20 protein-coding genes and 1 tRNA gene are annotated in these 19,653 nt (G+C 63.0%); 1 reads left to right on the forward strand and 20 read right to left on the reverse strand.

The window, feature by feature from the left end; genetic code table 11:
- The 20 genes from ACTHN9_RS07370 to ACTHN9_RS07465 all read right to left on the reverse strand — a co-directional run.
- Window positions 1-632 (reverse strand): proton-conducting transporter transmembrane domain-containing protein (locus ACTHN9_RS07370; protein WP_440536107.1); only part of this gene is annotated, 632 nt, incomplete at its 3' end.
- Window positions 633-649: 17 nt separating this feature from the next.
- The gene (gene nuoK, locus ACTHN9_RS07375; RefSeq protein ID WP_102646422.1) at window positions 650-955 is read right to left on the reverse strand and encodes an NADH-quinone oxidoreductase subunit NuoK; all 306 of its coding nucleotides are present in this window, start codon (window positions 953-955) and stop codon (window positions 650-652) included.
- A 17-nt stretch (window positions 956-972) separates the two neighbouring features.
- Window positions 973-1,668, reverse strand: a complete 696-nt coding sequence (locus ACTHN9_RS07380) for an NADH-quinone oxidoreductase subunit J (RefSeq protein WP_440536108.1) — start codon at window positions 1,666-1,668, stop codon at window positions 973-975.
- A 130-nt stretch (window positions 1,669-1,798) separates the two neighbouring features.
- Window positions 1,799-2,287, reverse strand: coding sequence for an NADH-quinone oxidoreductase subunit NuoI (gene nuoI, locus ACTHN9_RS07385; protein WP_440536109.1), 489 nt, complete (start codon window positions 2,285-2,287; stop codon window positions 1,799-1,801).
- A gap of 18 nt (window positions 2,288-2,305) precedes the next feature.
- The gene (gene nuoH, locus ACTHN9_RS07390; RefSeq protein ID WP_440536110.1) at window positions 2,306-3,370 is read right to left on the reverse strand and encodes an NADH-quinone oxidoreductase subunit NuoH; all 1,065 of its coding nucleotides are present in this window, start codon (window positions 3,368-3,370) and stop codon (window positions 2,306-2,308) included.
- Window positions 3,371-5,701, reverse strand: a complete 2,331-nt coding sequence (gene nuoG / locus ACTHN9_RS07395; RefSeq protein WP_440536111.1) for an NADH-quinone oxidoreductase subunit NuoG — start codon at window positions 5,699-5,701, stop codon at window positions 3,371-3,373. It abuts the gene before it with no gap.
- Between the two features lie 110 nt (window positions 5,702-5,811).
- Window positions 5,812-7,140 carry an NADH-quinone oxidoreductase subunit NuoF gene (nuoF, locus tag ACTHN9_RS07400; protein WP_440536112.1) on the reverse strand — a complete coding sequence of 443 codons (1,329 nt, stop codon included), beginning with the start codon at window positions 7,138-7,140 and terminating at the stop codon, window positions 5,812-5,814.
- Window positions 7,137-7,622 carry an NADH-quinone oxidoreductase subunit NuoE gene (gene nuoE / locus ACTHN9_RS07405; RefSeq protein ID WP_277429999.1) on the reverse strand — a complete coding sequence of 162 codons (486 nt, stop codon included), beginning with the start codon at window positions 7,620-7,622 and terminating at the stop codon, window positions 7,137-7,139. The genes nuoF and nuoE overlap by 4 nt, the downstream gene beginning before the upstream one ends.
- A 131-nt stretch (window positions 7,623-7,753) precedes the next feature.
- Window positions 7,754-9,007 carry an NADH-quinone oxidoreductase subunit D gene (locus ACTHN9_RS07410; protein WP_440536113.1) on the reverse strand — a complete coding sequence of 418 codons (1,254 nt, stop codon included), beginning with the start codon at window positions 9,005-9,007 and terminating at the stop codon, window positions 7,754-7,756.
- A gap of 9 nt (window positions 9,008-9,016) precedes the next feature.
- The gene (locus tag ACTHN9_RS07415; protein WP_440536114.1) at window positions 9,017-9,619 is read right to left on the reverse strand and encodes an NADH-quinone oxidoreductase subunit C; all 603 of its coding nucleotides are present in this window, start codon (window positions 9,617-9,619) and stop codon (window positions 9,017-9,019) included.
- Between the two features lie 19 nt (window positions 9,620-9,638).
- Window positions 9,639-10,118, reverse strand: a complete 480-nt coding sequence (locus tag ACTHN9_RS07420) for a NuoB/complex I 20 kDa subunit family protein (RefSeq protein ID WP_006052903.1) — start codon at window positions 10,116-10,118, stop codon at window positions 9,639-9,641.
- Window positions 10,119-10,183: 65 nt separating this feature from the next.
- Window positions 10,184-10,543: an NADH-quinone oxidoreductase subunit A gene (locus ACTHN9_RS07425; RefSeq protein WP_440536115.1), complete on the reverse strand. Its 360-nt coding sequence runs from the start codon at window positions 10,541-10,543 to the stop codon at window positions 10,184-10,186.
- 173 nt (window positions 10,544-10,716) lie between these two features.
- Window positions 10,717-10,801: transfer RNA gene (locus ACTHN9_RS07430), tRNA-Leu, on the reverse strand.
- 113 nt (window positions 10,802-10,914) lie between these two features.
- Window positions 10,915-11,283, reverse strand: coding sequence for a preprotein translocase subunit SecG (gene secG / locus ACTHN9_RS07435; RefSeq protein ID WP_440536116.1), 369 nt, complete (start codon window positions 11,281-11,283; stop codon window positions 10,915-10,917).
- 82 nt (window positions 11,284-11,365) lie between these two features.
- Entirely contained in the window at window positions 11,366-12,145 is a 780-nt protein-coding gene (gene tpiA / locus ACTHN9_RS07440) for a triose-phosphate isomerase (protein ID WP_440536117.1), read from the reverse strand.
- A 346-nt stretch (window positions 12,146-12,491) separates the two neighbouring features.
- On the reverse strand, window positions 12,492-12,704 hold the full coding sequence (locus tag ACTHN9_RS07445) for a DUF1059 domain-containing protein (protein ID WP_440536118.1): 213 nt from the start codon (window positions 12,702-12,704) through the stop codon (window positions 12,492-12,494).
- A 384-nt stretch (window positions 12,705-13,088) separates the two neighbouring features.
- A complete protein-coding gene (locus ACTHN9_RS07450) occupies window positions 13,089-14,120 on the reverse strand; it encodes an NAD(P)H-quinone oxidoreductase (RefSeq protein ID WP_440536119.1) in 1,032 nt (343 codons plus the stop codon).
- Window positions 14,121-14,217: 97 nt separating this feature from the next.
- A complete protein-coding gene (gene pnp / locus ACTHN9_RS07455) occupies window positions 14,218-16,365 on the reverse strand; it encodes a polyribonucleotide nucleotidyltransferase (RefSeq protein WP_440536120.1) in 2,148 nt (715 codons plus the stop codon).
- A gap of 595 nt (window positions 16,366-16,960) precedes the next feature.
- Window positions 16,961-17,230, reverse strand: a complete 270-nt coding sequence (rpsO, locus tag ACTHN9_RS07460; protein ID WP_440536121.1) for a 30S ribosomal protein S15 — start codon at window positions 17,228-17,230, stop codon at window positions 16,961-16,963.
- 126 nt (window positions 17,231-17,356) lie between these two features.
- On the reverse strand, window positions 17,357-18,682 hold the full coding sequence (locus ACTHN9_RS07465; protein ID WP_440536122.1) for a branched-chain amino acid ABC transporter substrate-binding protein: 1,326 nt from the start codon (window positions 18,680-18,682) through the stop codon (window positions 17,357-17,359).
- Window positions 18,683-18,843: 161 nt separating this feature from the next.
- Here ACTHN9_RS07465 and ACTHN9_RS07470 point away from each other — a divergent pair, with 161 nt between their 5' ends.
- Window positions 18,844-19,347: a hypothetical protein gene (locus ACTHN9_RS07470; protein ID WP_440536123.1), complete on the forward strand. Its 504-nt coding sequence runs from the start codon at window positions 18,844-18,846 to the stop codon at window positions 19,345-19,347.
- Window positions 19,348-19,653: the final 306 nt, after the last annotated feature.

Genomic DNA, 19,653 nt, shown 5'->3' on the forward strand with positions numbered 1-19,653 from the left:
AGCGCTTCGCGCTTCGCGAACACTTCGCCGTAGTTCATCGAACCGGCGTAGGCCAGGATCAGGCCGATACCGAGCAAGAAGCCGAAGTCGCCCACGCGGTTCACGAGGAACGCCTTCATGTTCGCGTAGATGGCGCTTTCACGCGTGAAGTAAAAGCCGATCAGCAGGTACGACACGAGACCCACCGCTTCCCAGCCGAAGAACAGCTGCAGGAAGTTGTTGCTCATGACGAGCATCAGCATCGAGAACGTGAACAGCGAGATGTACGAGAAGAAGCGCTCGTAGCCGTCGTCCTCGGCCATGTAGCCGATCGTGTAGATGTGCACCATCAGCGAGACGAAGGTGACGACGCACATCATCATCGCGGTGAGCGAATCGACGAGGAAGCCGATCTCGAACTTCAGCGAGCCGACCTTCATCCATTCGTAGACGGTCGCGTTGTAGCTCGCGCCTTGCATGACGTCGGCAAACACCATCGCCGACAAGATGAAGGCGATCAACACGCCGAGGATCGTGATCCGGTGGCTGCCCTTGCGCCCCACCACCTTCCCGCCAAGCCCTGCAATCAGCGAGCCGGCGAGCGGTGCGAGCGGAATCGCCAGCAGCAGGTTTTCATTGAGTGTCGTGGACATAACCGCAGTGCCTGAATTTAACCTTTGAGCTGATCGAGATCCTCGACGTTGATCGTGTCGAGGGTACGGAACAGAGTCACGAGAATCGCGAGGCCGATCGCCGCTTCCGCTGCCGCGACCGTCAGCACGAAGAACACGAAGATCTGCCCGTGCACGTCGCCGAGGTAGTGCGAGAACGCGACGAAGTTCGTGTTCACCGCGAGCAAGATCAGTTCGATCGCCATCAAGATGATGATGACGTTGCGACGATTCAGGAAAATGCCGACGACGCCGATCGCAAACAGGATCGCGCCGAGGACGAGGTAATGAGCCAGGGTCAACATGTTTTTCTCCTCGACGCTCAACGGTTGGCGCCGACTGCGCCTGCGCCGGCATTGGCGTTCGGCTCACCCGGCGCGCCTTCGGCGGTGGCCGGCAACGTCGAACGCTCGGCCGGCATCTTCACGATGCGCACGCGATCCTTCGCGCGCACCTTCACTTGTTCCGACACGCGCTGGCGCTTGCTGTCCTTGCCCTTGCGCGCGGTCAGCGCGATCGCGGCGATGATCGCGACCAGCAGCACGAGGCCGGCCACTTCGAACGCGAACACGTAATCCGTATAGATCACCTTGCCGATCAGATAGGTATTCGGCATGGAGGCGGCGGTGCCGCCCGCGACCGCTGCCACGTCGTGCACCGGCGCCGTCGTGCCGCCGTAGCCGTGCACGAGGATCAACGCCGTCTCGATGACGATGATCGCACCCACGATCGTGGCCGTCGGCACGAAACGCTTGAAGTCGCGACGCAGCACGTCGAGATTGATGTCGAGCATCATCACGACGAACAGGAAGAGCACCATCACCGCGCCGACGTAGAGCAGCACGAGCAGAATCGCGAGGAATTCGGCCTCGAGCAGCATCCAGATCGCCGCCGCGTTGAAGAACGCGAGCACGAGAAACAGCGCCGACCCGACCGGGTTGCGCGACGTGACCACCTTCAGGCCCGACACCGTCAGGAGCAGCGCGAAGATGTAAAACAGTACGGTCGTGAATTCCATGATTACCGGTTCATCGTTAGCTCATCAATCGGGCGTCGGGGTGGCAGGCGCGCGGCACGCCGCTTGCCGAGCGGTGGCAGAACCACCGCCTCACCTCGACTACGCGTCGAGCAAATGCTTCAAATGCGTTTCAACGGTACGGTGCGTCGGCCGCCTTCGCCGCGGCGATTTCCGTTTCGTAGCGATCGCCCACCGCCAGCAACATGTCCTTCGTGAAGTACAAGTCGCCGCGCTTTTCGCCGTGATACTCGAGGATGCTCGTTTCGACGATCGAATCGACAGGGCAGCTTTCCTCGCAGAAGCCGCAGAAGATGCACTTGGTCAGATCGATGTCGTAGCGCGTCGTGCGGCGTGTGTTGTCCGCGCGCACTTCCGACTCGATCGTGATGGCCAGCGCCGGACACACCGCTTCGCACAGCTTGCAGGCGATGCAGCGCTCTTCGCCGTTTTCGTAACGGCGCAGCGCGTGCAGGCCGCGAAAGCGCGGGGACAGCGGCGTCTTTTCCTCGGGGAACTGCACCGTGAACTTGCGCTTGAACGTGTACTTGCCCGTCAGCGCCAGACCCTTGAGCAGTTCGGTCAGGAAAAACGTCTTGAAAAAGTTTTGAATCGCATTCATTTCGCTCGCCCTTTCCCTTTATTTCCAGATGTTCAGCGGCGACATGATCCAGAAGCCGACCACGACCACCCAGAGAATGCACACGGGCAGGAACACCTTCCAGCCCAAACGCATGATCTGGTCATAGCGGTAGCGCGGGAACGTCGCACGGGCCCAGATGAACACCGACAACAGCAGGAATACTTTCAGCATCAGCCAGAAGATGCCCGGGATGAACGACAGGAAGCCGAACGGCGCGCTCCAGCCGCCGAGGAACAGCGTCGCCGCCAGCGCCGAGATCACGATCATGTTGATGTACTCGGCGAGGAAGAACAGCGCGAACGCCATCCCCGAGTAATCGATCATATGGCCGGCCACGATTTCCGACTCCCCTTCCACCACGTCGAACGGGTGGCGGTTCGTTTCGGCAATGCCCGAGATGAAATAGACGACGAAGACGGGCAAGAGCGGCAGCCAGTTCCACGAGAGGAACGTCACGCCGTGATCCGCGAAGAAGCCGCGCATTTGCGAGCCGACGATCGCCGACAGGTTCAGGCTACCCGAGGTCATCAGCACGACGACGAGCGCGAATCCCATCGACACTTCGTACGACACCATCTGCGCCGCGGCGCGCATCGCGCCGAGGAACGCATACTTCGAGTTCGACGCCCAGCCCGCGAGAATCACGCCGTACACGCCGATCGACGAAATCGCGATAACGTAGAGCAGACCGGCGTTGATGTCGCCCAGCACCGCCTTGGCTTGGAACGGGATGACCGCCCAGACCGCGAACGCGGGCACCACGGTCATGACCGGCGCGATCAGATACAGCCAGCGGTTGGCCGCGGTCGGTTGAATCACTTCCTTGAGCAGCAGCTTCAGCACGTCGGCGATCGGCTGCAGCAACCCGGCCGGACCGACGCGGTTCGGCCCGAGACGCACGTGCATCCAGCCGATGAGCTTGCGTTCCCACAGGATCAGGTACGCCACGCACAGCAAAATCGCGACGGAAACGACGACGATGCGCACCAGCGCCCACACCGTGGGCCATGCGTCACCGAGCGCCTGGGCACCGCCCGCGTTGATCGTATCGAACAAGCTCATTTACGCCTTCTCCACCACGAGTTCACCGAACAAGGCGCCGAGCGCCGCGCCGAGCTGCGTGCCCGCCGAGACGCGCACCGTGCGCTCGGCAAGCGCCGCGTCGCGCGTTGCGCCGGCTTGGACCGTGCGGTCGCCCTGGCGTACACGCACCGTGTCGCCTTCCTTCAATCCGAGCTGGTCGAACAGCGCGGCCGGCAGGCCGATCGTGTTCGCCGTGCGCGCCGCCACCGTCAGATGCAGCGAGGGCGCGCGGCGCACGAGGGCGTCGGCGTGATAGATCGCCACGTCGGCGATCCGCTCGAGCGCACCGTTCGCGCTCGAGTTCGCACCGCGTGCAACCGCTGCGTCCGTGCGGTTGTTCAAACGGGCAACGTCGACGCCGTTCGGCAGCGCCGCGGCACGCACGTCTTCCACCGTGTCGTAATCGAAGCCGGTCAGGCCCAGCACGTTGCCGAGCACGCGCAGCACCTTCCAGCCGGGGCGCGTTTCGCCCAGCGGACGCACGACGCCGTTGAACGCTTGCAGCGTGCCTTGCGCGTTGACGAACGCACCGGCCGTTTCCGTGAACGGCGCGATCGGCAGCAGGACATCGGCGTAGTCGAGCCCCGTCTTGAACGGCGAGAGCACGACGACCGTTTCGGCTTGACCCAGCGCGGCAAGCGCCTGTGCGGGGTTGGCCGTATCGAATTCCGGCTCGAGGTTCAGCAGAACGTAACCCTTGCGCGGCTCGTCGAACGCGGCACGCGCGTCCAGGCCCTGCGCGCCGGGCATCGCGCCGACGAGGTGAGCGCCGACCGTGTTCGCGGCTTCCGTGAGGAAGCCGAGCGTTGCGCCCGTTTGCTCGGCGATCCACTGCGCGAGCGCATGGATACGTGAAAACTCGGGATGTTGAACAGCGCTATTGCCGATCAGCACGGCGCGGCGCTCGCCGTTCGAGAGCGATGCCGCCACTTCCTGCGCGGCAGCCGTCGCTTCGACGCCCGCGGCGCCTTCCGGCAGCGCGACACCGCGCGCCTGTGCGACCGCGGCCGCGATGCCGGCCAGCGTATCGACCCATGCCGACGGTGCGGCCACGATCGTCTTCGCGGTCGGGATCAGCGAGTTGTCGCCGGTGGCGTGCAGCAGATGCAGCTTGGCGCCGCTACGTGCGGCTTGGCGCAGACGCGAGGCCATCAGCGGATGGTCGCGGCGCAGGAACGAGCCGATCACGAAGGCGGCATCGATCGTCGACAAATCGGCCAGCGGCATACCGAGCCACGGCGTACCGGCGTTCGCCGACGAGAAGTCGGATTGGCGCAGACGGAAATCGACGTTCGGCGTGCCGATCGCCTGGGCCAGTCGTTTCAGCAGGAACAGTTCTTCGACGGTGCTGTGCGCGCTACCGAGCATCGCGAGTGCATTCGCCCCGTGGTCGGCCGCGACGCCCTTCAGGCTCTTGCCGACGTATTCGAGCGCCGTCTGCCAGTCGGTTTCCACCCACTGGCCGCCTTGCTTGATCATCGGCTGCGTCAGGCGCTCTTCGCTGTTCAAGCCTTCGTATGAGAAGCGGTCCTTATCGGAAATCCAGCACTCGTTGATCGCTTCGTTCTCGAGCGGCAGCGCGCGCATGACGCGGTTGTTCTTGCTCTGCACGACGAGGTTGGCACCGACGGAATCGTGCGGGCTCACCGACTTGCGGCGCGAGAGTTCCCACGTACGGGCGCTGTAACGGAACGGCTTGCTCGTGAGCGCGCCGACGGGGCACAGATCGATCATGTTGCCCGACAGTTCGGAGTCGACCGTCTTGCCGACGAACGTCGTGATCTCCGAATGCTCGCCCCGGCCCAGCATGCCGAGTTCCATCACGCCGGCCACTTCCTGGCCGAAGCGCACACACCGCGTGCAGTGAATGCAGCGCGTCATCTCTTCCATCGAGATCAGCGGCCCCACGTTCTTGTGGAACACCACGCGCTTTTCTTCCTGGTAGCGCGAGGCCGACTTGCCGTAGCCCACGGCCAAGTCTTGCAACTGGCATTCGCCGCCTTGGTCGCAGATCGGGCAATCGAGCGGGTGATTGATCAGCAGGAATTCCATCACCGATTGCTGTGCCTTGACCGCCTTGTCGGACGTCGTGCGCACGACCATGCCCGCGGAGACGGGTGTCGCGCAGGCCGGCACGGCCTTCGGCATCTTCTCGACTTCGACGAGACACATGCGGCAGTTCGCCGCGATCGAAAGCTTCTTGTGATAGCAGAAGTGAGGAATGTACGTGTCGACCTTGTGAGCAGCCTGGATCACCATGCTGCCCTCGGGCACCTCGACCTTCTTCCCGTCTATTTCAAGTTCAACCATGATGGTGAATGGTCCTTAACCTATTACCGCTCAATCTTTTGCTCGCTGAACCGCCCGCCGAGATTCGCTCGGCGGGCGATCGGAATGAAGCGATGGGCTCGCGTGGCGCCTTAAGCGAGTACCGCGTCCGCGGCGGTCGATGCACCGGCGTGGCCGCCAACGAGGCAACGCTTGTGCTCCACGTGATATTCGAATTCGTCCCAGTAATGCTTGAGCATGCCGCGTACAGGCATCGCCGCCGCATCGCCGAGCGCGCAAATCGTGCGGCCCATGATGTTTTCGGCCACCGAGTTCAGCAGGTCGAGGTCTTCCTTGCGACCTTCGCCGTGCTCGATGCGATTCACGACGCGATACAGCCAGCCCGTGCCTTCGCGGCACGGCGTGCACTGACCGCACGACTCTTCGTAGTAGAAATACGACAGGCGCAGCAACGAACGCACCATGCAACGCGTTTCGTCCATGACGATGACCGCGCCCGACCCGAGCATCGACCCCGCCTTGGCGATCGAATCGTAGTCCAAATCGGTCTGCATCATCAGATCGCCGGGCACGACCGGTGCCGACGAGCCGCCCGGAATGACGGCCTTCAGCTTCTTGCCGCCGCGCACGCCGCCGGCCAATTCCATGAGGGTCGCGAACGGCGTACCGAGCGGCACTTCGTAGTTGCCCGGACGCTCGACGTCGCCCGATACCGAGAAGATCTTCGTGCCGCCGTTGTTCGGCTTGCCGAGTTCGAGATAGGCCTGCGGCCCGATCTCGAGCAGGAACGGCACCGCGGCGAACGTCTCGGTGTTGTTGATCGTCGTGGGCTTGCCGTATACGCCGAAGCTCGCCGGGAAAGGCGGCTTGAAGCGCGGCTGGCCCTTCTTGCCTTCGAGCGATTCGAGCAACGCGGTTTCTTCGCCGCAAATATAGGCGCCGTAACCGTGGTGCGCGTGCAGCTCGAACGAGAAGCCCGAACCGAGGATGTTATCGCCGAGCAAACCGGCGCGACGGGCCTCGTCCAGCGCCTCTTCGAAGCGCCGATACACTTCGAAGATCTCGCCGTGAATGTAGTTGTAGCCGACCGTGATGCCCATCGCATACGCGCCGATCGCCATCCCTTCGATGAGGGAATGCGGGTTCCAGCGCAGGATGTCGCGGTCCTTGAACGTGCCCGGTTCGCCTTCGTCCGAGTTGCAAACGAGGTACTTTTGCCCCGGGAACTGCCGCGGCATGAAGCTCCACTTCAAGCCCGTCGGGAAGCCTGCGCCCCCACGGCCGCGCAAGCCCGACGCTTTCACATCGGCAATGACCTGCTCGGGCGGGATCTTCTCTTCGAGGATACGGCGCAGCTGCTTGTAGCCGCCGCGTGCCACGTAATCTTCGAGATGCCAGTTCTCGCCGTTCAGGCCGGCGAGAATCAGGGGTTTGATGTGACGGTCGTGCAAAGACGTCATTTCGAAAGCTCCTCGAGCAAAGCGTCGATCTTCTCGCGGCTCATGAAGCTGCACATGCGATGGTTGTTCACGAGCAGCACCGGTGCGTCGCCGCACGAGCCGAAGCACTCGCCTTCCTTGAGCGTGAACTTGCCGTCGGGCGTCGTTTCGCCGAAGTCGATGCCGAGCTTTTGTTTCAAATAGTCGGCCGTGGCCTCGGCGCCGCCATGCGGTCCGAGCTGGCACGGCAAGTTCGTGCAGAGCGTGATCTTGTGCTTGCCGACGGGCGACGTCTCGTACATCGTGTAGAACGTGGCCACTTCCTGCACGGCGACAGCCGGCATGCCGAGATAGTCGGCCACGAACTGCATCAGTTCGGGCGACAGCCAGCCGTGCTCTTCCTGAGCCACGGCCAAGGCCGACATCACGGCGGACTGTTTCTGATCGGCGGGATACTTCGCCACCGCGCGATCGATTTCTTTCAGGCCTTCAGCTGAGATCATTTTGAGAACACGAACTCTTTCAATTCCTACCGTACGAAAACCCGCCGCCTTTTGTTCGTCGCGGCAGACCCGGCGCACCGGGCAACCGGGAGCGTAGTGTCCGCCCCCAATGCCCCTGCGCCGTGCGGCGCTTACCGGTCGATTTCGCCGAACACGATGTCCTGCGTACCGATGATGGTCACGGCGTCCGCGATCATGTGGCCGCGTGCCATTTCGTCGAGCGCGGCCAGGTGCGCATAGCCGGGCGCGCGAATCTTGAGGCGATACGGCTTGTTCGCGCCGTCCGACACCAGATAGATGCCGAATTCGCCTTTCGGATGCTCGACCGCGGCGTACGCCTCGCCTTCGGGCACGTGAAACCCTTCCGTGAAGAGCTTGAAGTGGTGAATCAGCTCTTCCATGTTCGACTTCATGCCCACGCGCGAGGGCGGTGCGACCTTGTGGTTATCGGTCATCACCGGCCCCGGATTCTTGCGCAGCCACTCGATACATTGCTTGGCGATCCGCACCGACTGGCGCATTTCTTCCACGCGCACGAGATAACGGTCGTAGCAATCGCCGTTGACACCGACCGGGATGTCGAAATCGAGCTGATCGTACACCTCGTACGGCTGCTTCTTGCGCAAATCCCACTCGATACCCGAGCCGCGCAGCATCGGGCCCGTCAGGCCGAGCTGGAACGCACGCTCCGGGCTCACGACGCCGATACCCACCAAGCGCTGCTTCCAAATCCGGTTGTCGGTGAGCAGCGTTTCGTATTCGTCGACGCAACCCGGGAAGCGCGTGAAGAAATCGTCGATGAAGTCGAGCAGCGAGCCTTGGCGCGCTTCGTTCATGCGCTCGAGCGCCTTCGCGTTGCGGATCTTCGACGCCTTGTATTGCGGCATCGCGTCGGGCAGATCGCGGTAGACGCCGCCCGGACGATAGTAAGCCGCGTGCATCCGCGCGCCCGATACCGCCTCGTAGACGTCCATCAAATCCTCGCGTTCGCGGAACGCGTAGAGGAACACCGCCATCGCGCCGACGTCGAGCGCGTGCGCGCCGATCCACATCAAGTGGTTCAGCACGCGCGTGATTTCGTCGAACAGCACGCGAATGTACTTCGCACGGATCGGCACGTCGATGCCGAGCAGCTTTTCGATCGCGAGCACGTAGCCGTGCTCGTTGACCATCATCGACACGTAGTCGAGACGATCCATGTACGGCACGGATTGAATGTAGGTCTTGCTCTCGGCGAGCTTTTCCGTCGCGCGATGCAACAGGCCGATATGCGGATCGGCGCGCTGGATCACTTCGCCGTCCAGTTCGAGCACGAGGCGCAGCACGCCGTGCGCTGCCGGGTGCTGCGGGCCGAAGTTGAGCGTGTAGTTCTTGATCTCTGCCATGGCGACCTCTTAGTGTTTCAGACCGCCGTAGCGATCCTCGCGAATCACGCGCGGCGTGATTTCGCGCGGCTCGATCGTCACCGGCTGGTAGACGACGCGCTTTTCTTCCGGGTCGTAGCGCATTTCGACATAGCCCGATACCGGGAAATCCTTGCGGAACGGGTGACCGATGAAACCGTAATCGGTCAGGATGCGGCGCAGATCGGGGTGGCCTTCGAACACGATGCCGTACAGGTCGAACGCTTCGCGCTCGTACCAGTTGGCCGAATTCCAGATTTCGACGAGCGACGGCACGATCGGCATGTCGTCGTCGGGGGCGAACACGCGCAGGCGCAAACGCCAATTGTTCGACACCGACAGCAGATGCGAGACGGCGGCGAAACGCGGGCCGTCGTAGGCACCTTCGCCGTACGATTGATAGTCGACGCCGGCCAGATCGATCAGCTGCTCGAAGCCGAGCGTGCGATCGTCGCGCAGGCGCTTGGCGACTTCGAGCGAATCCGCCGCCTTCACGACGATCGTGAGTTCGCCGACCGATTCGGTGATGCTCGTCAGACGGCCGCCAAAGGCCGCCTCGAGGTTCGCTTTGAGGGTCTCGAGTTTGCTTGCCATAAATTGGGAAAGCTTGCGCTTATTGACGGGCGATAGTGTTGGTGCGGCGGATCTTCGCCTGCAGCTGGATCACGCCGTAGACCAGCGCTTCCGCCGTCGGCGGACAGCCGGGCACGTAGACGTCGACCGGCACGATGCGATCGCAGCCGCGCACGACCGAGTACGAATAGTGGTAGTAGCCGCCGCCGTTGGCGCACGAACCCATGGAAATCACCCAGCGGGGTTCGGCCATTTGGTCGTAGACCTTGCGCAGCGCGGGCGCCATCTTGTTGCACAGCGTGCCGGCCACGATCATCACGTCGGACTGACGCGGGCTAGGACGGAACACGACCCCGAACCGGTCGAGGTCGTAGCGAGCCGCGCCCGCGTGCATCATCTCGACCGCACAGCAGGCGAGACCGAATGTCATCGGCCACAGCGAACCCGTGCGCGTCCAGTTGATCAGTTTGTCGGCCGTCGTGGTGACGAACCCTTCCTTCAAGACCCCTTCGATACTCATTTGCTTTGCACTCCAGACGGGACGGCGAACTCATCACCGCCCGCAAGAAACCGGCGATTAACCCATCACTCCCAATCGAGACCGCCCTTGCGCCAGATGTAGGCGAAGCCGAGCAGCAGTTCGACGAGGAAAACCATCATCGCCAGGAAGCCCGGCCAGCCGATATCGCGCAGGGCAACGCCCCACGGAAACAGGAACGCGGTTTCGAGATCGAAGATGATGAAAAGGATTGCAACGAGGTAGTAGCGCACATCGAACTTCATGCGCGCGTCTTCGAACGCTTCGAAGCCGCACTCGTACGGGGAATTCTTTTGACTGTCGGGACGACTGGGGGCGAGGATCTTGCCGATGCCGACAAGTGCAATGCCTAAACCGGCGCCCACAAGGAGGAAGAGCAATACGGGGAAGTAGGCTGCGAGGTTCAAGACTATCCTCTTTCGGTTGGTTCTGAGTACCGTAGGGATCGGTCCCATCCCTACAGAAATTCACTTCGATCATCCACACGCTTCGCAAGGTACACCGCATGGAAGACGTAAGCATGACTCCAGAAGTGACAATGCCAGCCGAAGCGAAGCAAGCGGCTGGCATTGGATAACTTTGGTGCCGACGGCGAGACTCGAACTCGCACAGCTTTCGCCACTACCCCCTCAAGATAGCGTGTCTACCAATTTCACCACGTCGGCACTGTCTGCAATCCGGGACAATTCATTGAAACCCGCGAATCGCTTCAAGACTTAAATTCTAACGTGCTTCCAAGAATTGTTCAACGCACAAATGCAACTTTATGCGAAATTTCTTACTTCGGCACCGCGCTGCTGGCGGGGGCGGGCGCGACCGCCGGCGCCGACGCGACAGGCGCCGAAGCGGCTGCGCTCGAGGCTGCCGGCGCGACCACCGAACTCAGCACCCCCGCCGACGGCCGGGACTTGTACGAGCCGATATACGTGAGAGCCAGCGTCGTGACGAAGAAGATCGTTGCGAGGATCGCCGTGGCACGGGACAAGAAATTGGCGGAACCGGTGGCGCCGAAAAGACTGCCCGAGGCCCCGCTACCGAATGCCGCGCCCATGTCGGCGCCCTTGCCATGCTGCAGCAGCACAAGGCCGATGATGCCCAGTGCCGACAGCAACTGCACGACGATGATCAACGTTTTCAAATACAGCATCTGACTCACCTAATGTAGGGTTTGAGCATCCGGCGCGTTTCGACCGCCACCGGACACCGCTCCGCGATTGCACCCGAAGGGATCAACGAGCTTGGCTCGCCGTCTTCTCCGCCGCGCAAATCGCGAGGAAATCTTGACTCTTCAACGACGCGCCGCCGATCAGGCCGCCATCGATGTCCGCCTGGCCAAACAGCGACAGTGCGTTGTCGGGCTTCACGCTGCCGCCATACAGCAACGGCACGCGCGCGAGCGACGCATGCTTTTGCACCAGGCGCGCACGCAGGAACGCATGGACTTCCTGCGCCTGCTCGGCCGTGGCGCTTCGCCCCGTGCCGATCGCCCATACGGGCTCGTAGGCAATGACGATGCGCGCCGCCTCTTGCACCGATAGCAAATCGAGCACCGCATCGAGCTGCGCCCCGACGACCGCCTCCGTCGCCCCCGCCTCGCGCTCATCGAGCGTTTCGCCGATGCAGACGATCGGTGTTAGCCCCGCCTCGAGCGCACGACGCGCCTTGGCTGCGACGAGTTCCGAGTGTTCGGCGTGATAGGCGCGCCGCTCGGAATGACCGACGATCGCAAGTGTCGCACCGAATTCGCAGGCCATTTCGGCCGCGACTTCACCGGTATAGGCACCATGCGTGTAGGTGGAAATATCCTGCACGCCCCAAGCGACCGACTTACCCGAAAGCACCGCTTGCGCCTGAGCGAGATACGGTGTCGGCACACAGACACCGATGCGGATCGTATCGGCCATCGCAGCCGCGCCTTCGGCGACGGCTTGCAAAAGCGCCGCATTTTCTGCGAGGCGCCCATGCATCTTCCAATTGCCGACCACCCACTTCACTCGCTGTTCTGCCATCTGTCTCGCCCGTGTGTTATGTCCGCCCGCGGCCTTGCACAGCAACGCGGGTTGCCGTGCCGCCTCGGCACGCACTCGATCAGCACCCGCCTCGGAACCCGGCCGCAAAATTCCGTAAAAGCCAGCCGCGGATACCTTCGGCAAGAAGGCGCACGCAAAACGCTCAATTTTACTGTGCTTGGGCGGGGACGGTCAAACCGCAAGCGCAGCGGCCGGTCGCACGGCGCTGCGCCGCTGGTTTCGGCGGGCGTAGTGGGCCCGCCGGGATCATACCGGCCGCCGGCACGGGCCTCGTAGCTGCGTATTTGGCGGCCAGGGGATGGGTGCATCCTTATGTATTACACGCTTACGTCCCACGGGGCGACTCGACGGGCGGGGTGCCGTCGTGAAATAGCGTTTTGAGCTGCGCGCGCAACTCCGGCGAATCGGCATGACGGTGCACCGAGACGGCATGCTGGACCGCCGCCTCGATCAACTCGCTCTCGCTGTCCGCCGCGAGGGCCACGGTGCAGTTCATTTCGCTCGGGAACTCCCGGCAATCGATGTATTTGCGAGACATGATGCCCCTCCATGATGCAATGGTTCGCTGTGCCGAACGCCCCGCCGGCATGGCAACGGCGTGATGACGCCGATGGCTGGATGTTTGGGTTGCAGCGGAAGAATTGCCGCGGCCGTAACGATTTTCGCCGCGACATAACACTCGTGCCGACGATCTTTCGACGAATTGAAAGCGCTATGAAAGATCGCACCGTAACCAGTAATAGTGCGTACGCGCGGAAGACCAAAGCACGATATGCGGATGAAGGGAGGGCGCCGTCATATGTGCAGCGCATGAGGTCATGGCACCGTTCATGCCGAGCCCGGGAACGGCGCGAAAAAAAAGCCGCCCCTCAGCACTCGTTAGATCGGACGAAACCATCCGAGATGGGGCGCCGCCCCCCCTCTACTCGGACGCGGACGCGTATGTACCGCTCCAATCCAGAACGATCTTGCCGATGTGCTCGCCGCTTTCCATCAGCGCGTGCGCCACGCTCGCCTCGTGCGCGGCCAAGACGCGATAGACGATCGGCTTGACGCGCCCCGCCTCGATCAGCGGCCAAATGCGCTCCTTAAGCTGCGCCGCGATCCTCGCCTTAAATTCGATCGAACGCGGACGCAGCGTCGAGCCCGTCACGGTTAAACGCCGACGCAGCACTTCGGCCAGACTGAGTTCGGCCTTCGCGCCACCGAGCAGCGCGATGATGACGAGCCGTCCGCCGTCGGCGAGCGCGGACAGCTCGCGCGGCACGTAGCCGCCCGCAACCATATCGAGAATGACGTCGACACCACGGTCGTTCGTCAACGATTTGACGACTTCGACGAAATCCTCGGTTTTGTAGTCGATCGCCCGTTCGGCGCCTAGCGCCTCGCAAGCCTTGCACTTGTCCGCCGTCCCTGCCGTGGCGAACACGCGAAAGCCGAGCGCGTGCGCGATCTGGATCGCGGCGACGCCGATCCCGCTCGAGCCGCCCTGGACGAGCAACGTCTCGTTCGCCCCGCCCTCGCCCGCGCCGAGCAGCCCGCGGTCGAACACGTTGCTCCAGACGGTGAAAAACGTTTCCGGCAGCGATGCAGCCTCGATATCGGTCAGCCCCCTCGGCACCGGCAAGCACTGGGCAAGCGGCACGCTCGCATACTGGGCATACCCGCCGCCGGCGAGCAACGCGCAAACGCGATCGCCCACCTTGAGGCCGAAGGGGTTGTGCTTGTCGTCGAGATGGCCGCCGACGATCTCGCCCGAAATCTCGAGCCCCGGCACATCGGACACGCCCGGCGGGGGCGCGTAAGTGCCCTTGCGCTGGAACACGTCGGGACGATTGACGCCCGATGCCGCCACCTTGACCAACACTTCGCCTGGGCCGGGCACCGGGTCGGGCCGTTCGGCGAGCGCCAGCACGTCGGGCCCGCCGAACTCCGTAATTTCGATCGCTTTCACATCGCCTCCGAGGCAGTCGCGGATGGACGCCATTCTGAAGAAAAAACGGCCGGCGCGCTTGGAAGGCGGCCGGCCGTTTTCACAAACGATGACGCAATTACTGCGGCGTCGGCTCCGACGGAGCGGCGCCCGCGCCGCCGTCGTTCAGCAGCGCCTTCGCCGACAGACGCACCCGGCCCTTTTCATCCGTTTGGATGACCTTGACCTTCACCTGCTGGCCTTCGCTCAAGTAATCCTTGATGTCCTTGATGCGCTCGTTGGCGATCTCGGAAATGTGCAGCAGACCGTCCTTGCCCGGCAGGATATTCACGATCGCGCCGAACTCGAGCAGCTTGAGCACCGTGCCTTCGTACACCTGGCCCACTTCGATCTCGGCCGTGATGTTCTCGATGCGGCGCTTGGCTTCGGCCATGCCTTCGCTGCTCGTGCTCGCGATCGTCACTACGCCATCGTCGGAGATGTCGATCGTCGTACCCGTTTCTTCCGTCAGCGCGCGGATCACCGAGCCGCCCTTGCCGATCACGTCGCGGATCTTCTCCGGGTTGATCTTGATCGTGATCATGCGCGGCGCGAATGCCGACAGCTCCGTGCTCGCGCCGGACACAGCCGCGGTCATCTTGCCGAGGATGTGCATGCGGCCTTCCTTCGCCTGAGCGAGCGCGACCTGCATGATTTCCTTCGTGATCCCTTGGATCTTGATGTCCATCTGCAGCGCCGTCACGCCTTCAGCCGTGCCGGCCACCTTGAAGTCCATGTCGCCGAGGTGATCTTCGTCGCCCAGAATGTCGGTCAGCACGGCGAACTTGTTGCCCTCGAGGATCAGGCCCATCGCGATACCCGCGACGTGCGCCTTCATCGGCACGCCGGCATCCATCAGCGCGAGGCAGCCGCCGCACACCGACGCCATCGACGACGAACCGTTCGACTCGGTGATTTCCGACACGACGCGGATCGAGTAACCGAACTCTTCGGCGCTCGGCAAGCAAGCGACGAGCGCGCGCTTGGCCAGACGGCCGTGGCCGATTTCACGACGCTTGGGCGTACCCACCCGCCCCGTTTCGCCCGTGGCAAACGGGGGCATGTTGTAGTGGAGCATGAAACGCTCGCGGTATTCGCCTTCGAGCGCGTCGATGATCTGCTCGTCGCCCTTCGTGCCGAGCGTCGCCACGACGAGGGCTTGCGTTTCGCCGCGCGTGAACAGCGCCGAGCCGTGCGTACGCGGCAGCACGCCCGTACGGATTTCGATCGGGCGCACGGTGCGCGTGTCGCGGCCGTCGATACGCGGTTCGCCGTTCAGGATCTGGCTGCGGACGATCTTCGCTTCGATATCGAACAAGATGTTGCCCACGGCGGTCTTGTCGACCGGCATGTGGCCCGCGGCCAACGCTTGTTCGTCGAGCTTCGCGTTCGTCGCGGCGTAGATTTCCTTCAGCTTGGTCGAACGCTGCTGCTTGTTGCGCAGCTGGTAGGCCGCTGCGAGTTCGCCGTGCGCGATCTCGGTCACGCGTGCGATCAGCGCTTCGTCCTTCGGCGCGGCTTGCCAATCCCATTCGGGCTTGCCGCCTTCGCGCACGAGTTCGTGAATCGCATCGATGGCCGTTTGCATCTGCTCATGGCCGAACACCACCGCGCCCAGCATGACGTCTTCCGGCAACTGATCGGCTTCCGATTCGACCATCAGCACAGCCCGCTCGGTACCCGCAACGACGAGATCCAAGCGCGATTCCTTTTGCTGCGTACGCGTGGGGTTCAGCACGTATTCGTTGTTGATGTACGCGACACGCGCGGCGCCGACGGGGCCGTTGAACGGCAGACCCGAGATGGCGAGGGCAGCGGACGCGCCGATCAGCGCGGGGATATCGGCCGGCACTTCCGGGTTGATCGACAGCACGTGAATGACGACTTGGACTTCGTTGTAGAAGCCTTCGGGGAACAGCGGGCGCAGCGGACGATCGATCAGGCGCGACGTCAGCGTTTCGTGCTCGGAGGGACGGCCTTCGCGGCGGAAGAAGCCGCCCGGGATCTTGCCGGCCGAATAGGTCTTCTCGATGTAGTCGACGGTGAGCGGGAAGAAATCCTGGCCCGGCTTGGCCGACTTCGCACCGACCACCGTGGCCAGCACGACGGTGTCTTCCACGTCGACGATGACGGCGCCCGACGCTTGGCGCGCGACTTCACCGGTTTCGAGACGAACGGTATGTTGTCCCCATTTGAATTCTTTGACGATCTTATTGAACATGGACATGTATCACTCCTTCTGTCTTCTCATCTGTGTGGGATCGCCGCCGCGATCACGAAACGACGACGGGCGGCGCCGACAGCCGGCGCACCTGCGGGAAGAGGAGTGTTATGCCATTCCAGCGCCGGCGCTCGGCGATTCGTGCGGCCGTCTCGCCGCGCTGGAATGACACAAAGCTCTGCCCGCCTTTGCCGACTGCTTTGAAGCGGCCCGCAACGTGCGAACGATGCGCGTGCGAGCTTGGTACGTTTTGTTGTGCCACGGCAAGCATGGGCCGTGCCGTTTGGTGCTTGGTTGAACAGGGCGGAGCTTACTGCTTGAACCGCGTTGAGTACCGCCGGAGACACTCTGCCTGGGATCAGATCCCGGTGCTGAGATCCCAAGTTCTGCCTACGCCCTGCGAAGCTTGCACTAAGTGCTGAAGCACTAAGTGCAACCAACGACGCTCCACGCGGGACAGCACTAAGCGCTAAAGCGCAAGTGCTGTCGACGCGCTCTGCGTGAGGCAGCACTAGGCGCTAAAGCGCCAAGTGCTGCCGCAAAAACAAATGCCTGCATCAGCGACTGACACAGGCATCTTGCATAACGCGGCTACCGCCAATTACTTGCGCAGACCCAGCTTCTCGATCAGCGAACGGTAACGGTCGGCATCCTTGCCCTTCAGGTAGTCGAGCAGCTTACGACGACGGCTCACCATGCGCAGCAGACCGCGGCGGCTGTGGTGATCCTTCGTGTGCGACTTGAAGTGCGAGGTCAATTCGTTGATGCGCGACGTGAGCAGCGCAACTTGAACTTCGGGCGAGCCCGTGTCGTTCGTGCCACGTGCGAATTGCGCGACGATGTCAGACTTCTTGATATCAGCAACAGACATTTGATTTCCTTTAAAACAAACAGGCGGTCACGGAAGAAAGGCCGTGCCGTGGGTGACAACGAAGTGCGCATTGTAGCACAACCGAGAGCCGCGAGACGGGGACGATGCGCTCCCCGCTTCCCACCCCTACGGGCGCTTCATCCGGCACTCGCTCGGCATCTCGGTGCGCTCGGGCGGCAAGGCCAACACCGTGCGGAAACCGTAGCCCGAGCCCTCGTTGTCGACACGCACCCCAGGCGTCCCCACCTTATCCATCTCGATCGCATAAAGGGGTTGGATCAATTGGTGATCGTCGGCCCGCATCCATGCCCGATCGAAGCCGTTGTCGTATTTCGCCCCTTCGAGCGCCTTGGCGACAGCGATGGCATCGGTGCCGCGGGCCCGCGCAATGGCGCCGGCAAGCATGTCGACCATGACGTCGATGCGCGCCAGCGCGTAGTCGTCGCGCGCGGCCGGGAACCGGGCCCGGAACGCCGAGTAGAACGCATCGGAAGCCGAAGCGTCGGCATGCGGCAAACGCTCGTTAGCGGGTGCGGCCGTGCCCGCATTGGGGTGCCAGTCGGCCACGGCCACGACGCGCTTGACGCCCGCCTCGCCGATCGCGGCCGGCGCATCGAGGCTATTGCCGTAGAACGTATAGAACTTGCCGGCGAAGCCCTGCTCCCGGGCCGCCTTCACGAGCAGCGCCAGATCGTTGCCCCAGTTGCCCGTCACGACCGCGTCGGCGCCGCTTGCCCGCAGCTTGACGATGTAGGGCGTGAAATCCTTGACGCGGCCGATCGGATGGAATTCGTCGCCGACGATGGCGATATCGGGACGCTTCGCCGCCAGCGCGGTCCGCGCAAGCGAACTGACGTCGTGCCCGAAGCTGTAGTCCTGGTTCAGCAAGTACACACGTTTGACCGACCGATCGCGCGCGATCACGTCGGCAAGCGCGTTCATCCGCATGCCGGCATGCGCATCGAAACGGAAATGCCAGAAGCTGCACGATGCGCCCGTGAGCGCGGGATCGTCGGCCGAGTAGTTCAGGAATAGCTCGCGGTTCTCGGGTTCGCGGGCGTTTTGCTTGTCGATCGCCGAGACGAGCGCGGCGGCGACGGCCGAACCGTTGCCCTGCAAGATGAACGGGATGTGGCGGTCCGCCGCGGCACGCAACTGCACGAGTGCCTGCTCGACGCTGCCCTGGCTGTCGAGCACGACGAGTTCGAGCGGGTGCGCGCCGTCGGGCAGCGTCACGCCGCCGCGCGCATTGACGCGCTCGATGGCAAAACGCACATTGCGCTCGACGGCCGCACCGGCGTCCGCGAACGGTCCCGACATGCCCTCGATCAGCGCGAGCCGGATCGGCGCACGCGCCGGCGCCTCGCTCGCGCCAGCCGCCGCCGCCGCGAGCGCGCACATGGCACCCGCTATCGCCGCCCATTTCGTCCAGCTTGCCCATTTACCCATCATCGTTCGTTCCTTGCCGCGATTGAAATGCGCGGATATTAGGCCGCGAGGGCGCCCGCTCGCAAGCGGCCGCGACGGGCTTGTGTAAATCTTTGCCGTCTGCCCCTGTCCAAACCGGGCGGGCCCGTGATAAAACGCCGCTCGTGGAGTCATCGGAGGCATTCATGGTCAAACGTCTTTCCGCCGCCCTCGCCTGCGCCGCCGCTTGCGCGCTCGCGGGCTGCGCCCAGCCGTGGCAAGGCTTTACGGCCGGTCAGGATCAATCGGCGGTGATCGCGCGTCTCGGACCGCCGCGCGAGATCTACGATTTACCCAACGGCGGCAGGCGGCTGATGTGGCCCACGCAGCCGATGGGCGAAGTCACGACGGCAGCCGATGTCGACGCGTCGGGCAAGGTGCTGACCGTTCGCCAAGTGCTGCAGGATAACGAGTTCTACAAGGCCCAGATCGGGACATGGACGAAGCAGGACGTCCTGGTCAATTTCGGCCGACCCGTGGAGACGTCGTACTTTCCGTTGATGAAGCGCGAAGTATGGACTTATCGCTATCTTGAAGCGAACGTCTGGTATCAGATGTACAACTTCTATTTCGACCCGCAGGGCATCTTGCGCTTGACGCAAAAAACGCCCGACCCGATGCACGAACCCGAGCGCGACCGGTTTTGGTGAGATGAGGTGACGGGAGAGAAAGATGCCCCCCGGAGTCCCATTGTCAGGCCGTTAACCTTTGATAGCTTACGCACGCACTCGCGCAAGTGCAGGCGTCGGCGGATCTTCTGCTGCAGGTGCCTGCTTATTGGCGGCAGTGGTCATAGCCGCTGGGGTGTCGGGGCCCGCTTCCGTCGAACGGCCTTTTACTCCTCCAGCGGGCCCCGACACACCCCAGCGGCGAAACGCGCGGTGGCCCCAAAATGAAGCGTGGCGGTGAATCACCGCTGGTTTTCTTAAGCGCCTGCGCGGTTTTCGGTCGGTGGG

Origin of the sequence: Trinickia sp. (genome assembly GCF_051953405.1) — a bacterium.
Classification (GTDB): domain Bacteria; phylum Pseudomonadota; class Gammaproteobacteria; order Burkholderiales; family Burkholderiaceae; genus Trinickia.

Coding starts and splice junctions, on each gene's coding strand:
- nuoK (WP_102646422.1), bottom strand. CDS start 955: ATGTTGACCCTGGCTCATTACCTCGTCCTCGGCGCGATCCTGTTTGCG.
- ACTHN9_RS07380 (WP_440536108.1), bottom strand. CDS start 1,668: ATGGAATTCACGACCGTACTGTTTTACATCTTCGCGCTGCTCCTGACG.
- nuoI (WP_440536109.1), bottom strand. CDS start 2,287: ATGAATGCGATTCAAAACTTTTTCAAGACGTTTTTCCTGACCGAACTG.
- nuoH (WP_440536110.1), bottom strand. CDS start 3,370: ATGAGCTTGTTCGATACGATCAACGCGGGCGGTGCCCAGGCGCTCGGT.
- nuoG (WP_440536111.1), bottom strand. CDS start 5,701: ATGGTTGAACTTGAAATAGACGGGAAGAAGGTCGAGGTGCCCGAGGGC.
- nuoF (WP_440536112.1), bottom strand. CDS start 7,140: ATGACGTCTTTGCACGACCGTCACATCAAACCCCTGATTCTCGCCGGC.
- nuoE (WP_277429999.1), bottom strand. CDS start 7,622: ATGATCTCAGCTGAAGGCCTGAAAGAAATCGATCGCGCGGTGGCGAAG.
- ACTHN9_RS07410 (WP_440536113.1), bottom strand. CDS start 9,007: ATGGCAGAGATCAAGAACTACACGCTCAACTTCGGCCCGCAGCACCCG.
- ACTHN9_RS07415 (WP_440536114.1), bottom strand. CDS start 9,619: ATGGCAAGCAAACTCGAGACCCTCAAAGCGAACCTCGAGGCGGCCTTT.
- ACTHN9_RS07420 (WP_006052903.1), bottom strand. CDS start 10,118: ATGAGTATCGAAGGGGTCTTGAAGGAAGGGTTCGTCACCACGACGGCC.
- secG (WP_440536116.1), bottom strand. CDS start 11,283: ATGCTGTATTTGAAAACGTTGATCATCGTCGTGCAGTTGCTGTCGGCA.
- tpiA (WP_440536117.1), bottom strand. CDS start 12,145: ATGGCAGAACAGCGAGTGAAGTGGGTGGTCGGCAATTGGAAGATGCAT.
- ACTHN9_RS07445 (WP_440536118.1), bottom strand. CDS start 12,704: ATGTCTCGCAAATACATCGATTGCCGGGAGTTCCCGAGCGAAATGAAC.
- pnp (WP_440536120.1), bottom strand. CDS start 16,365: ATGTCCATGTTCAATAAGATCGTCAAAGAATTCAAATGGGGACAACAT.
- rpsO (WP_440536121.1), bottom strand. CDS start 17,230: ATGTCTGTTGCTGATATCAAGAAGTCTGACATCGTCGCGCAATTCGCA.
- ACTHN9_RS07465 (WP_440536122.1), bottom strand. CDS start 18,682: ATGATGGGTAAATGGGCAAGCTGGACGAAATGGGCGGCGATAGCGGGT.
- ACTHN9_RS07470 (WP_440536123.1), top strand. CDS start 18,844: ATGGTCAAACGTCTTTCCGCCGCCCTCGCCTGCGCCGCCGCTTGCGCG.